Genomic DNA, 12,750 nt, shown 5'->3' with positions numbered 1-12,750 from the left:
CCCGCAGAGTCCGTCGGGGGCTCAGTGAGGCTGGGAGATCGACAGGAACGTGTCGCTGAACAGGTCGATGTCGTCTGACGGGCCGCGACCGGTGCCGGCGCCCTTGAGCAGGCTCACCAGCTCGCCGGCGGCGCGGTCGATGCGCTGGCCCAGCGCGTTGGTCCCGTCCGTGCCCCAGTCGTAGGGCGAGGCGAACACGCCAGTCGGCACGATCAGCGCCTGCAGATAGGCGAACAGCGGCCGCAGTGCGTGGTCGATCGCCAGCGAGTGACGGGCGGTGCCGCCGCTCGCGGCGAGCAGCACGGGCTTGCCGATCAGCGCGTCGGCCTCGAGCACGTCGACGAACGACTTGAACAGCCCGGGATAGGACGCCTTGAAGATCGGCGTGACCGCGATCAACCCGTCGGCCGCGACGACCTTGTCGATCGCGTCCTGCAGCCTCGGCGACGCGAACCCGGTCAGCGTGGCGTCGGTGATCTCGTGCGCCAGCTCGCGCAGCGACACGACCTCGACGGACACGTCGCCGGACTGCCGCTCGACGGACTCGACCAGCCGGTCCGCGAGCATGCGCGTCGTCGACGGGTCGCTCAGCCCGGCTGAGATCGCCACGATCCTGGTCATGCGTTCATCCTTTCGACAGGCTCAACGAGCGAGCCGTCGGTGGTCTCGACAGGCTCAACCAGCGAGGACGCCGCTGCATTCCGGGCCGCGACCCGAGCCGCGTGCGTCGGAGCATCCGGTACGTTCGCCGGCCTGCGCGCGTCGAACTCGGCGCGCAGGGTCGGCAGCACCTCGCCGAGCAGGTCGAGCTGCTCGAGGACGATCTTGAGCGGCAGCCCGGCGTGGTCCACGAGGAACAGCTGGCGCTGGTAGTCACCGAAGTAGTCGGCAAACGTCAGCGTCTTCTCCACGAACTCCTGCGGGCTCCCCACCGTCAACGGGGTCTGCGCGGTGAAGTCCTCGAGCGACGGACCGTGACCGTAGACCGGTGCGTTGTCGAAGTAGGGACGGAACTCGCGTACGGCGTCCTGGCTGTTCTTGCGGATGAAGAACTGGCCGCCGAGCCCGACGATCGCCTGCTCCGGCTCGCCGTGGCCGTAGTGCTGGTAGCGCTGCCGGTAGAAGTTGATCAGCCGGATGTAGTGCTCCTTGGGCCAGAAGATGTTGTTGGCGAAGTAGCCGTCGCCGTAGAACGCGGCCAGCTCGGCGACCTCGGGCGTACGGATGCTGCCGTGCCACACGAACGGCGGCACCCCGTCGAGCGGCCGCGGCGTCGCGGTGAAGCCCTGCAGCGGCGTACGGAACTGGCCCTCCCAGTCGACGACCTCCTCGTCCCACAGCCGGCGCAGCAGCTGGTAGTGCTCGATCGTCAGCTCGACGGCCTTGCTGCCGTCGTAGCCGAACCAGGGGTAGACCGGTGCGGTGTTGCCGCGGCCCAGCATGAGGTCCATGCGGCCGTCAGAGAGATGCTGCAGCGTCGCGTAGTCCTCGGCGAGCTTGACCGGGTCGTTGGTCGTGATCAGCGTCGTCGACGTCGAGAGGATCAGCTTCTCGGTCTGCGCGGCGATGTAGGCCAGCGTGGTCGTCGGCGATGACGGCACGAACGGCGGGTTGTGGTGCTCGCCAGTCGCGAACACGTCGAGGCCGATCTCCTCGGCCTTCTTGGCGATCGTGATCGTGTTCTTGATGCGCTCGTGCTCGGTCTGGATCGTCTTGTTCACGGGGTCGGGGGTGACATCACCGACCGTGAAGAGTCCGAACTGCATGCTGGTCATCTGCTTCTCCTTCGCCAAGACCGTTCCATGGACTTGTTGAATGTTCAACTAGATTAGCACAGTCGCTATTCCCCGCTCACACCCGCTTCTGCCAGCCACCCTCGTAGCCGATCGCACGGAACCCCAGCGCCTCGTTGACGTCGAGCATGGGCCGGTTCTCCTCGGCGTTCCACGTGACGATCGCCTCGCGCTCCGGCGCCTGCTCGAGCAGCAGGTCGGCCGCCGCGATCTTGACCAGCATGCCGAGCCGGTGACCACGGTGGTCGCGCAGCACCAGCGTGTCCTCCTGGGTGGCGAGCGGCTTGCCGTCTGACAGAACGAGCTCGGAGAACGCGACGAGTGACCCGGACGCCACGTGCTCCGCAGCCGAGGTCAGGATCGTGCGGCCGCTCTCCGCGATCCGGGCGTCGTGCTCGCGGACCCGCTCGACGTCCCACTCGTCGACCGTCATCACCAGTCCGGCGGACGGGGCGTCGGTGCTCATGCGCGTGCGCAGCTCGGCGAGGTCGCGGGTCCAGCGCTCAGGCGTGAGGCCGGTCCAGGTGACCACCCGATAGTCGTCGCCTGCAGCCTTGGCTGACGCCTCGCGCAACGGGTCCAGGCGCTCGGCCAGGCCAGCGGTCTCCAGCAGGCTGATGCGGCTGATCTGCTCGAGCGCGTAGCCGTGGGAGATCAGGAACCGCACGCCGTCGTCGTCGGCCGAGAGGTCACCGAAACCTGTCGGCGGCGCGACTCGCTCGCCGCCGGCCGTGGTGGTGTGCGGCAGGACGACCTTGAGGACCGGGGCTCCGGCTTCGATCGCGACCCGCTCGACGACCTCGAACAGGGCGTTGCCGATGCCCTGGCGGCGATGCTCGGGCAGGATGTCGGCCATCAGGTGCGAACCGATCTCGGGCTGGTGCGGTCGCAACGTGACGATGCCGCGCCCGATGATCCCGCCGTCCTGCCAGACCGCGAAGTGCCGTCGGGTGCGGTGCGGGTTGTCGCGGTACTCCGACCAGACGTCGGCCAGTGGCAGCTCCAGCAGGTCGGTGCCCATCGTGTGGGACTCGACCGCGTCGCGCACCGTCACGTACTCCTCGAACACCTCCCACCCTGCGCCCTCGATCGTCTCCGGGACCTGGATCTCCTCGATCGTGAAGCTGATGGTGTTCATTCCTTCCGGTGACTGGCGAAGAACCTCTGGAGCATCGCCGTGGACTGCTCGGCGAGCACCCCGCTGACGACCTGCGGGCGATGGTTGAGCCGGCGATCGCGCACGACGTCCCAGAGCGAGCCCACCGCTCCGGCCTTGTCGTCGAACGCGCCGAACACCAGTCTTTCAAGACGGGCCGACACCATCGCGCCCGCGCACATCGTGCAGGGCTCGAGGGTCACGACGAGCGTGCAGCCCTCGAGCCGCCACCCGCCGCGCGCGGCTGCGGCTTCACGGATCGCGACGATCTCGGCGTGCCCCATCGGATCGCCGTCACGCTCGCGGGTGTTGCGCCCCCGGCCGATGATCGTGCCGGTCGCATCCAGGACGATCGCACCGACGGGCACGTCATCGTCGGCGAGCGCCGACTCGGCGAGGAGCAGCGCCTCCGCCATCTCGTGTTCGTACGTCACCCGATGACGGCCTCGAAGGCATCGCCGAACCCGAGCCGGTCGGCGACATCGCGCAGGATGTCGTCGGGATAGAGGTCGTCGTCGTCGCACAGCACGCCCAGGTCCATCGCCGGCATGCCGAGGTCGCTCAGGAGCTCGAGGTCGCCGCCGGCCTGCGGTTCGTCCTCGTCGTCGGGGTTCGGCAGGTCGAGCAGGTCGGCGACGCCGACGGCGAGCGGCCAGTCCGTCACCGCCGTGATGTCCGACAGCATCGCCCGCACCTGGGTGCCCGAGCGGCGCAGGATCACGGAGAAGTCGTCGCTCATCGACACCAGACCCAGCACGCCGACATCGGAGGGGAATCGCGCGAGGGCGAGGCTGAGCTCCTCGACGTCCTCGCCGAGGCTCCGCTTGAGCTCGACCACCTGCCACTCGCCCTCGTCCCGATAGGCGGCGACAGCGAAGTCGACGTCGTCTTCAGCCATGTGCGCACCTCCTGTCGGACGGGCTCCACTGCGATGGTGACAGACGTCCCGTACGCACCGCTAGTCTGCTGACATGCAGGTACACGTCGCCGACCACCCGTTGATCTCGCACAAGCTGACGGTGCTTCGCGACGAACGGACCGACTCACCGACCTTCCGGCGGCTCGCCGACGAGCTCGTGACGCTGCTGGCCTACGAGGCCACCCGCGACGTGCGCGTCGAGGCAGTCGACGTCACGACCCCCGTGGCCGTGGCCCGGGGCGTACGCCTGTCGGACCCGCCGCCGCTCGTCGTGCCGATCCTCCGCGCCGGCCTGGGCATGCTCGAAGGCATGCAGCGACTGCTGCCGACGGCCGAGGTCGGGTTCCTCGGCATGGTCCGCAACGAGGAGACGCTCGAGGCCGTCACGTACGCCGAACGGCTCCCGGACGACCTGACGGGTCGCCAGTGCTACGTGCTCGACCCGATGCTCGCGACCGGCGGCACGCTCGCCGCGGCGATCGACTTCCTGGTCCAGCGCGGCGCCGACCACATCACGGCGATCACGCTGCTCGCAGCACCCGAGGGCATCGCCCGCCTCGAGTCCGAGCTCGCCACGATCGACGTGCCGGTGGCGTTGGTGACGGCCGGGCTCGACGAGAAGCTCAACGACCTCGGCTACATCGTCCCGGGCCTGGGCGACGCGGGCGACCGTCTCTACGGCGTCGTGGGCTGAGGGCGTTCAGGGCCCGAACGACCACGACAGGTCGAGTGGAGCGCGGCGAAGCCGCCAGCTGTGTCGAGACCCCGAGAGATGCCTCGAAAACGCGAGCATCTCGTCACACTTGGTCTCGATACGCCTGCTCGCAGAGCTCGGCCGGCTACTCGACCGGCGAGGTGCTGAGTCTGTACGCGCACCTCAACCAGCGGTGACCTTAGCGGTAGATGCCGAAGTAGAAGATCGCGACGACGACGATCGCCAGGACGAGGAACACGACGGCCTTGCTGCCCGCTGATTCCTTGTCGTCCGGCCGGTCGTACTCAGGCTTGTCCATCGGTCCTCCAAAGGATCGGTCGACATCAACAACGAATGGCGCCTGCAGGCGTCACGCCGGCTCAGAGCTCGCGGAGGATGTCCTCGACCCGTTCCTTGGCGTCGCCGAAGAGCATCTGGGCGTTGTCGCGGAAGAACAGCGGGTTCTGCACGCCGGCGTAGCCCGCAGCCATCGACCGCTTGAACACCACGACGTTGTCGGCCTCCCAGACCCGCAGCACCGGCATGCCGGCGATCGGGCTGGAGGGGTCCTCGGTCGCGGCCGGGTTGACCGTGTCATTGGCGCCGATGACAAGCACGACCGACGTGCCGTCGAAGTCGTCGTTGATCTCGTCCATCTCCAAGGCGATGTCGTACGGGACCTTGGCCTCGGCGAGCAGCACGTTCATGTGGCCCGGCAGGCGACCCGCGACGGGGTGGATGCCGAAGCGCACCTCGATGTCGCGCTCGCGGAGCTTCTTGACCAGGTCGGCGACGGGATACTGCGCCTGCGCGACGGCCATGCCGTAGCCGGGCGTGATGATCACCGACGAGGCGTTCTTGAGCAGCTCCGCGGTGTCGGCGGCGTTGATCTCGCGGTAGTCGCCGTAGTCGGTGTCATCGGCCACCGAGGCCTCCATGCCGAAGCCGCCGGCGATGACGGAGATGAACGAACGGTTCATCGCCTGGCACATGATGTAGGACAGGTAGGCACCCGAGGACCCGACGAGCGCGCCGGTGACGATCAGCGCGTTGTTGTTGAGCAGGAAGCCCGACGCCGCTGCGGCCCAGCCCGAGTACGAGTTGAGCATCGACACCACGACCGGCATGTCGCCGCCGCCGATCGACGCGACGAGGTGCCAGCCCAGCGCCAGCGCGACGACGGTGACCGCGATCAGCAGGGCGAGGTTGGGGGTGATGACGAACCAGATCGTCAGGGCGGCGAACGCCACCAGGGCGCCGATGTTGAGGTAGTTCTTGCCCGGCAGCATCAGCGGCGCCGACTTGATGCGGGCCGACAGCTTGAGGAACGCGACGATCGAGCCGGTGAACGTCACCGCGCCGATGAAGACGCCGACAAACACCTCGGCGTTGTGGATGTCCTCCAGCGAACCGGTGAGGTGGTTGTCCTCGAGGTGGCCGTTCCAGCCGACGAGCACGGCGGCGAGACCCACGAACGAGTGCAGCAGCGCGATCAGCTCGGGCATGCCGGTCATCTCGACGACGCGGGCGCGCCACAGGCCGATCGCCGCGCCGATCGCGACCGCGACCAGCAGCAGGACGATGCCGGTGGCGTCCGAGACGTCGGCCACGACGATGAACGTCGCGACGAGCGCGATCGCCATGCCGACGATGCCGTAGAGCACGCCCTGGCGGGACGACTCGTGCTTGGAGAGTCCGGCGAGGCTGAGGATGAACAGCAATGCCGCGACGAGGTATGCCGCGGTGGCGACGCTTTGCGAAGTCATCCGGGATCAGCCTTTCGAGAACATGCTGAGCATGCGTCGGGTCACGGCGAAGCCGCCGAAGACGTTGATGCTGGCGAGCAGGATCGCGATGAACGAGAGCGTACGGATCACGCCGTCATCGGCGGCGACCTGCTGCATCGCGCCGACGACGATGATGCCGGAGATCGCGTTGGTCACCGACATCAACGGAGTGTGCAGCGCGTGGTGCACCTTGCCGATGACGTAGTAGCCGATCACGATCGCCAGGACCAGGACCGTGAAGTGCTCCGGCAGCGGCTCGGGCGCGTACGCGTTGACGAGGAACAGGGCGAGCACGCCGATGCCGATCAACGTCAGCTTGCGAGTCGCCGACATCGGCTGCTTCTCGGGCTTGGGCTCGGCCTTGGGCTTGTCGACTGCCGCAGCCGGCGCGGCCGAGACCTGCACCGGTGGTGGTGGCCACAGCGTCTCCCGATCGCGTACGACCGTGATGGTGCGCTGCACGACGTCCTCGAGGTCCAGGACCAGCTGACCGTCCTTGCCGGGGGTCAGCAGCTTCATCAGGTTGACCAGGTTGGTGCCGTAGAGCTGCGACGCCTGCGTCGGGAGCCGGCCGGCCAGGTCGGTGTAACCGATGATCGTGACGCCGTTGTCGGTGACGATCGCCTCGCCGGCGACCGAGCCCTCGACGTTGCCGCCGTTGGACGCGGCCATGTCGACGATGACGCTGCCGGCCTTCATGCTCGCGACGTCCGCCGCGGTGATCAGCACCGGCGCCGCACGGCCCGGGATCAGCGCGGTCGTGATGATGATGTCGACGTCGGCGGCCTGCTCCGAATAGATCTCAGCGGCGCGCCGGTCGTAGTCCTCCGACGTCGCCTTGGCGTATCCGTCGGTGCTCTGCTCGGTCTCGACGTCGACCGGCAGGTACTCGCCACCGAGCGACGCGACCTGGTCGGCGACCTCGGCCCGCGGGTCCGTCGCACGGACGATCGCGCCCATGCTGTTCGCGGTGCCGATCGCGGCCAGGCCGGCAACGCCGACACCGGCGACCAGGACCTTGGCCGGCGGGACCTTGCCCGCCGCGGTGATCTGCCCGGTGAAGAACCGGCCGAACACGTGCGCCGCCTCGATCACCGCGCGGTAGCCCGCGATGTTGGCCATCGAGCTCAGCACGTCCATCGACTGCGCGCGGGAGATGCGGGGCACGGCGTCCATCGCCAGCACCGTGATCGGGCGCTGAGCCAGCGCCTCGACGAGGTCGGGGTTGAGGGCGGGACTGATGATGCTGATCAGCGTCGCACCGTCGGCGAGCTTGCCGATCTCCTCGGGCGAGGGTGCGTTGACCTTGAACACCACACCGCTGCGCCACACGTCGGCGGCGGGGGCGATCACCGCACCGGCCTCCGCGTACGCCTCGTCGGTGAAGCTCGCCTTCTCACCCGCGCCGGGCTCGACCGCCACGACATAGCCGAGGTCGACCAGCTGACGTACGGTCGCGGGCGTCGCGGCGACCCGGTTCTCACCTGGACTCGACTCGGCAACGACACCGATCACCGCAGCCGGCGGGCTCTCTTGCTGTCCGTCGCTCATTCGGCGAACGTTATCTGTTCGTAACCCACCCCGACCACCCGGTGAGACTCGCGTCTCACTGAATGGCGGAGCTCAGCACCGGTGCCAACCCGGACTTGTCGGGCCTCGGCACCCCGAGCAGGCCCTCCTTGCGACAGACGATGACCGACCACGCGATGGTGACGGCGGTGGTCACCATCGTCAGCGTCAGGATCGTGCCGCTCTTGACCAGGATGAAGTCAACGGTCGACAGCGAGAGCAACAGCCACAGCGTCACGCCGCCCTTGACCAGGATGACCAGTCCCCACATGAGGGTGAGTCCTCGGAACAGCCGGCAGATCCCCGGCCGCGCGGAGAGGGCGGCGTCCATGGGGCAGAAGTCCGGCGCAAGGCGTGCGACGAACGGCCGGTCCGTGCGCAACGAGCTGAGGAAGACGGCGGCGACCACGGCATCGACCAGGACCGGCTGCACGAAGTAGAGGAAGGTGTTGCCCGTCGCGAACGTGATCGTGGTCTTGACCGTCATGATCACGAGTGTCAGGACGAGAAGTCCCGAGACGGCTCGTCCCGTTGCGCCGCGCCACGAGATGGCCCCGACCACCCAGGCCAGCGCGACGATCATCGCGGTGGGGACGTTCACGAGCACCACGACCGCTGCGAACAGGACGGCCGGGCCGACGACAGCGGTCGACAGGCTCACCGCCACGCGCCCGACGATCGCGCTGATGCACGGCATCGCCGGTGGCTCGGCGAGCTCTCGATCGAGCACCACTTCTTGAACAGCCGACATGTTCGGCCCGCCCCCGGCCATGCGGCCAGATAGTGACGTCCACCGAAAACGACGGAGCAAAGAAACCTACGTACGACAAACCCTCGGCTCTTTCACGATACGCCCTTCCGCCACGCCCGCCCGTTGGGCGACGAACCTCCTCCGATCGATCGAGGAAAACGCCCGCAGCCCGAGCAGGCGGCGGGTACGGTCGCGGGATGAGTGACGACATGTCTGCGCGCTCGCTCGGGCTGCCGCCGATTCCCCCGGCACCGTCGCCGAGGCGACGCCGCTGGCTCGTGCCGGTCATCGCGCTCGTCGTGCTGGTCGCGGGCGCCGGGGCTGGTGCGTTCGTCGTGCTGCGCGACGACGACACGTCGTACCCGAAGGAGTGGGACTCACGCATCAAGCCATACGTCGACATCGTCGAGGAGCAGCGCGGGCTGACGTTCAAGCACCCCGTCAACGTGCGGTTCCTCGACGACAAGGCGTTCGAGAAGACCGTACGGACCGACGAGAAGGAGCTCGACAAGGACGATCGCCGGGAGATCCAGGAGACGACGTCGCTGTTCCGCGCGTTCGGCTTGATCTCGGGCGACGTCGACCTGTTCAAGGCGTTCAACGACGCCCGCGGGTCCGGCACGCTCGCCTACTACTCGTTCGACGACAAGAGCATCACGGTCCGTGGCAAGACGCTCGCCCTGGCCTCGCGCGCCACCTTGGTGCACGAGCTCACCCACGCGCTCCAGGACCAGCGATTCGACATCTCCAGCCGCAGCAAGAAGCTCGGCAAGAAGTCGTCCGACGGCGAACCCAGCACCGAGGGTGATGCCTTCAAGGCCATCGTGGAGGGCGATGCAGAACGCGTGGCCGATCTCTACCGAGCGACGTTGAGCAAGGAGGACCGCGCCGCGCTCGAGAAGGCGGAGAAGGGCGACTCGGACAAGGCCACCGAGGGCCTCAAGGGCGTACCCAAGGTCGTCGTGACGTTGATCAGCTCGCCGTACGCGCTCGGCCAAGCGGTCACCGAGGCCGTCGCGTCCGGCGGCAACGACGAGATCGACGAGCTGTTCGAGGACCCGCCACCCGACGACTCGGTCCTGCTCGATCCACTCAAGGCCCTCGGCGACCTGGGCGACGGCACCGACGTGAAGATCCCGAAGGCCGAGGACGGCGAGAAGAAGTTCGACTCCGGCCAGGTCGGTGCCCTCGTCACCTATCTGATGGTGGCTGAGCGGATCCCCTTGCGGGAGGCGCTGGCCGTCGCGGACTCGTGGAACGGCGACGCGTACCTCGGCTTCAAGCGCAAGGGCGTCCTGTGCGCCCGCGTGGACTACCAGATGAGGTCCGCCGCAGGTGCGACCCGGTTGGCGGCGGCGTTCGACGACTGGATCACTGCTGCGCCAGGATCTTCGGCGACGATCTCCCACGACGGCGCGCGAGCCCGCTTCGAGTCGTGCGATCCCGGCAAGAAGGCCAAGCTGACGAACGACGCGTCCGAGAAGGCACTCCAGCTCGTGGCAACCCGCGGCTACGCCGGTGCCAGCGTCGTCAAGGCCGGCGCCTCTCCCCACGTCGCCCGCTGCTTCGCGGACCGGCTCATCAAGGAGTTCTCGATCGCCGACCTGAGCAATCCAAAGTTCGGGGCGGACGACCCTGAGGTCGTACGGCAGGTCCAGGGGTACGCCGCGGAGTGCCGCGCCGCGGGCTGACTCAGTCGGCCGGGATGGCGCTCAGTAGTACCAGGGATACGGCGTGAAGTCGGGGTCGCGCTTCTCGAGGAACGCGTCTCGGCCCTCCTGGGCCTCGTCCGTCATGTAGGCCAACCGGGTCGTCTCGCCGAGCAGCACCTGCTGCCCGACGAGGCCGTCGTCGATCAGGTTGAAGGAGTACTTCAGCATCCGTTGCGCCGTCGGCGACTTCGCGTTGATCTTGCGGCCCCAGTCGAGCGCCTCGGCCTCGAGCTCGGCGTGCGGGACGACCTTGTTGACCATGCCCATGCGGTGCGCGTCGGCTGCGGAGTACTCGTCACCGAGCAGGAAGATCTCGCGGGCGAACTTCTGGCCGACCTGACGCGCGAGGTACGCCGAGCCGTAGCCGCCGTCGAACGAGCCGACGTCGGCGTCAGTCTGCTTGAACTTCGCGTGCTCCGCCGAGGCGAGCGTGAGGTCCGCGACGACGTGCAGGCTGTGCCCACCGCCGGCAGCCCAGCCGGGCACCACGGCGATGACGATCTTGGGCATGAAGCGGATCAGCCGCTGCACCTCGAGGATGTGCAGGCGCGCGAGCTTGGCCCGGTCGACCGTCTCGGCCGAGTCACCCTCGGCGTACTGGTAGCCGGCTTTGCCGCGGATGCGCTGGTCACCGCCGGAGCAGAACGCCCAGCCGCCGTCCTTGGGCGACGGGCCGTTGCCGGTCAGCAGCACGCAGCCGACGTCGGAGGACTGGCGGGCATGCTCCAGCACCGTCAGGAGCTCATCGACAGTGCCGGGCCGGAACGCGTTGCGCACCTCCGGGCGGTCGAACGCGATGCGTACCGTTCCGTGGTCGACGGCGCGGTGGTAGGTGATGTCCTCGAGCTGCTCGAAGCCGGGCACGTCGCGCCAGGCGCTGGGGTCGAAGATCTCGGAGACGGTCATGACGGCGAGGGTATCGCGCGCGTCGCCGTCGATATCGTCGTGCCATGACGGACCGCGAGCTGACCACGATCCACGGGACACCCGCGCTCGTCCTGTCCGCCGATGGGGCACCCCTCGACACCATCGAGGCGGCCACCGAGATGATCGGCGATGCGGCGTGGGGCGAGGCCGAGCTCGTCGTGATCCCGGTCGTACGCCTGACCGACGACTTCTTCGAGCTGCGGACCGGGTTCGCCGGCGAGGTCGCGCAGAAGTACGTCAACTACCGCCTGCGCCTCGCGATCGTCGGCGACATCTCCGCCCGCGTCGCCGAGAGCGTCTCGCTCAGCGCGTGGGTCGCCGAGTCCAACCGCGGCAGCCAGCTCTGGTTCGAGCCGAGCCTCGACGCGCTGGAGCAACGCCTGCGTCCTTGAACGTATGTGACATCGAGAGTGGCTTATTCCAGATACCGACGGTATGTTGATCTGATGACTGACAATTTCACCGGCAAGGTCGCCCTCGTCACCGGCGCTGCACGCGGCATCGGCGCCGGTGTGGCGCGCGGATTCGTCGAGCGCGGTGGCCAGGTCGCTCTCGTGGGCCTCGAGCCCGAGCTCCTGACCGAGCTGTCCGACGAGCTCGGCGACGCCGCTGCGTGGTGGGAGGCCGACGTACGCGACTCCGCCGCCGTCGCCACTGCGGTCGACGCAGCAGCCGCGCACTTCGGCCGCATCGACTTCGTGCTCGCCAACGCCGGCATCGCGTCGTACGGCACCGTGCGCCAGATCGACGACGCCGCGTTCGAGCGCGTCGTCGACATCAACATCAACGGCGTGTTCCGCACCCTGAAGCACTCGACGCCGCACCTCGCGGCGACCAACGGGTATGCCCTCGTGGTGGCGTCGCTCGCCTCGTTCACCGCGCTCGCGGGCCTCGCGTCGTACAACGCCAGCAAGGCCGGCGCCGAGTCACTCGCCCTGGCGTACAAGCAGGAGGTTGCGCACCTCGGCATCGGCGTCGGCATCTGCCACCCGTCGTGGATCGACACCGACATCGTGCGCAACGCCGAGCACGACCTGCCGTCGTTCCGCGCGATCCGCAAGAAGCTGCCCTACCCCGCCAACAGCACGACCAGCGTCGAGGAGTGCGTCGAGCTGATCCTGCAGGGCTTCGCCAAGCGCAAGAGCCGGGTGTACGTGCCCAAGGGCGTGCTGCTCGCCAACTGGACCAAGGCGCTGACTAACTCGCCGCTGGCGTGGCCCGTGCTCAAGCGGCTGGCCCGCAAGACCGTCCCGCAGATGGAGAAGGAGGTCGACGCGCTCGGCCGCTTCCACCACTCCCACGTGCCGGAGACCAAGCCGAAGGACTGATCCCGGGTGTGGCGGTTTACCAAGAGGTCAAGGCAAACCGCCACTCACCAAGGCGCGCGCACCCTGCGGAGTGGCGGCTTGCCGTGTGGGGTGAAGTTTGCCCTGACCTCTTGG

Annotated in this window: 13 protein-coding genes; 4 read left to right on the top strand and 9 right to left on the bottom strand. The window is 68.2% G+C overall.

The genetic code is table 11. The features are described from left to right. Window positions 1-21: 21 nt before the first annotated feature. The 5 genes from ESP70_RS17170 to ESP70_RS17150 form a co-directional block, all read right to left on the bottom strand. A complete protein-coding gene (locus ESP70_RS17170) occupies window positions 22-621 on the bottom strand; it encodes an FMN reductase (protein WP_149690512.1) in 600 nt (199 codons plus the stop codon). Next, window positions 618-1,766 carry an LLM class flavin-dependent oxidoreductase gene (locus ESP70_RS17165; protein ID WP_149690803.1) on the bottom strand — a complete coding sequence of 383 codons (1,149 nt, stop codon included), beginning with the start codon at window positions 1,764-1,766 and terminating at the stop codon, window positions 618-620. Before ESP70_RS17165 ends, ESP70_RS17170 begins: the two co-directional genes overlap by 4 nt. 85 nt (window positions 1,767-1,851) lie before the next feature. Continuing rightward, a complete protein-coding gene (locus tag ESP70_RS17160; RefSeq protein WP_149690511.1) occupies window positions 1,852-2,931 on the bottom strand; it encodes a GNAT family N-acetyltransferase in 1,080 nt (359 codons plus the stop codon). Beyond that, window positions 2,928-3,365 carry a nucleoside deaminase gene (locus tag ESP70_RS17155; RefSeq protein WP_149690802.1) on the bottom strand — a complete coding sequence of 146 codons (438 nt, stop codon included), beginning with the start codon at window positions 3,363-3,365 and terminating at the stop codon, window positions 2,928-2,930. Before ESP70_RS17155 ends, ESP70_RS17160 begins: the two co-directional genes overlap by 4 nt. A gap of 14 nt (window positions 3,366-3,379) precedes the next feature. Then, on the bottom strand, window positions 3,380-3,847 hold the full coding sequence (locus ESP70_RS17150; protein ID WP_149690510.1) for a tRNA adenosine deaminase-associated protein: 468 nt from the start codon (window positions 3,845-3,847) through the stop codon (window positions 3,380-3,382). A 73-nt stretch (window positions 3,848-3,920) separates the two neighbouring features. Here ESP70_RS17150 and upp point away from each other — a divergent pair, with 73 nt between their 5' ends. Next, entirely contained in the window at window positions 3,921-4,562 is a 642-nt protein-coding gene (gene upp / locus ESP70_RS17145; RefSeq protein WP_149690509.1) for a uracil phosphoribosyltransferase, read from the top strand. 380 nt (window positions 4,563-4,942) lie between these two features. On the opposite strand, the gene pntB is transcribed toward upp, so the two are convergent. Genes pntB through ESP70_RS17130 form a run of 3 tightly spaced genes read right to left on the bottom strand, consistent with a single transcriptional unit; the run spans window position 4,943 to window position 8,651 of the window. Further along, window positions 4,943-6,328 carry a Re/Si-specific NAD(P)(+) transhydrogenase subunit beta gene (gene pntB, locus ESP70_RS17140; protein ID WP_149690508.1) on the bottom strand — a complete coding sequence of 462 codons (1,386 nt, stop codon included), beginning with the start codon at window positions 6,326-6,328 and terminating at the stop codon, window positions 4,943-4,945. 6 nt (window positions 6,329-6,334) lie between these two features. After that, on the bottom strand, window positions 6,335-7,900 hold the full coding sequence (locus tag ESP70_RS17135; protein WP_149690507.1) for a Re/Si-specific NAD(P)(+) transhydrogenase subunit alpha: 1,566 nt from the start codon (window positions 7,898-7,900) through the stop codon (window positions 6,335-6,337). A 55-nt stretch (window positions 7,901-7,955) separates the two neighbouring features. Further along, complete coding sequence (locus ESP70_RS17130) at window positions 7,956-8,651, bottom strand: VC0807 family protein (protein ID WP_188110678.1); 696 nt, start codon at window positions 8,649-8,651, stop codon at window positions 7,956-7,958. Window positions 8,652-8,866: 215 nt separating this feature from the next. Between ESP70_RS17130 and ESP70_RS17125 the strand changes: the two genes are divergently transcribed. Then, window positions 8,867-10,360: a hypothetical protein gene (locus ESP70_RS17125; protein WP_149690505.1), complete on the top strand. Its 1,494-nt coding sequence runs from the start codon at window positions 8,867-8,869 to the stop codon at window positions 10,358-10,360. Between the two features lie 21 nt (window positions 10,361-10,381). Here the strand turns inward: ESP70_RS17125 and ESP70_RS17120 are convergent, their stop codons facing one another. Next, window positions 10,382-11,287 (bottom strand): 1,4-dihydroxy-2-naphthoyl-CoA synthase, encoded by a 906-nt coding sequence (locus tag ESP70_RS17120; RefSeq protein ID WP_149690504.1) that lies wholly within the window; start codon window positions 11,285-11,287, stop codon window positions 10,382-10,384. Between the two features lie 44 nt (window positions 11,288-11,331). Between ESP70_RS17120 and ESP70_RS17115 the strand changes: the two genes are divergently transcribed. Further along, on the top strand, window positions 11,332-11,700 hold the full coding sequence (locus ESP70_RS17115; protein WP_149690503.1) for a DUF4180 domain-containing protein: 369 nt from the start codon (window positions 11,332-11,334) through the stop codon (window positions 11,698-11,700). A gap of 54 nt (window positions 11,701-11,754) precedes the next feature. Continuing rightward, a complete protein-coding gene (locus tag ESP70_RS17110) occupies window positions 11,755-12,636 on the top strand; it encodes an SDR family oxidoreductase (protein WP_149690502.1) in 882 nt (293 codons plus the stop codon). Window positions 12,637-12,750: the final 114 nt, after the last annotated feature.

Origin of the sequence: Aeromicrobium ginsengisoli, from assembly GCF_004134905.2 — a bacterium.
GTDB lineage: Bacteria > Actinomycetota > Actinomycetes > Propionibacteriales > Nocardioidaceae > Aeromicrobium > Aeromicrobium ginsengisoli.
Note: the sequence above shows the minus strand (reverse complement) of the source record. Positions and strands in the feature narration are given on the sequence as shown.

Excerpts from the sequence above, each read along its gene's own strand:
- pntB (WP_149690508.1), bottom strand. The coding sequence starts at position 6,328 with ATGACTTCGCAAAGCGTCGCCACCGCGGCATACCTCGTCGCGGCATTG.
- ESP70_RS17160 (WP_149690511.1), bottom strand. The coding sequence starts at position 2,931 with ATGAACACCATCAGCTTCACGATCGAGGAGATCCAGGTCCCGGAGACG.
- ESP70_RS17155 (WP_149690802.1), bottom strand. The coding sequence starts at position 3,365 with ATGGCGGAGGCGCTGCTCCTCGCCGAGTCGGCGCTCGCCGACGATGAC.
- ESP70_RS17110 (WP_149690502.1), top strand. The coding sequence starts at position 11,755 with ATGACTGACAATTTCACCGGCAAGGTCGCCCTCGTCACCGGCGCTGCA.
- ESP70_RS17125 (WP_149690505.1), top strand. The coding sequence starts at position 8,867 with ATGAGTGACGACATGTCTGCGCGCTCGCTCGGGCTGCCGCCGATTCCC.
- upp (WP_149690509.1), top strand. The coding sequence starts at position 3,921 with ATGCAGGTACACGTCGCCGACCACCCGTTGATCTCGCACAAGCTGACG.
- ESP70_RS17165 (WP_149690803.1), bottom strand. The coding sequence starts at position 1,766 with ATGCAGTTCGGACTCTTCACGGTCGGTGATGTCACCCCCGACCCCGTG.
- ESP70_RS17120 (WP_149690504.1), bottom strand. The coding sequence starts at position 11,287 with ATGACCGTCTCCGAGATCTTCGACCCCAGCGCCTGGCGCGACGTGCCC.
- ESP70_RS17170 (WP_149690512.1), bottom strand. The coding sequence starts at position 621 with ATGACCAGGATCGTGGCGATCTCAGCCGGGCTGAGCGACCCGTCGACG.
- ESP70_RS17115 (WP_149690503.1), top strand. The coding sequence starts at position 11,332 with ATGACGGACCGCGAGCTGACCACGATCCACGGGACACCCGCGCTCGTC.
- ESP70_RS17135 (WP_149690507.1), bottom strand. The coding sequence starts at position 7,900 with ATGAGCGACGGACAGCAAGAGAGCCCGCCGGCTGCGGTGATCGGTGTC.
- ESP70_RS17150 (WP_149690510.1), bottom strand. The coding sequence starts at position 3,847 with ATGGCTGAAGACGACGTCGACTTCGCTGTCGCCGCCTATCGGGACGAG.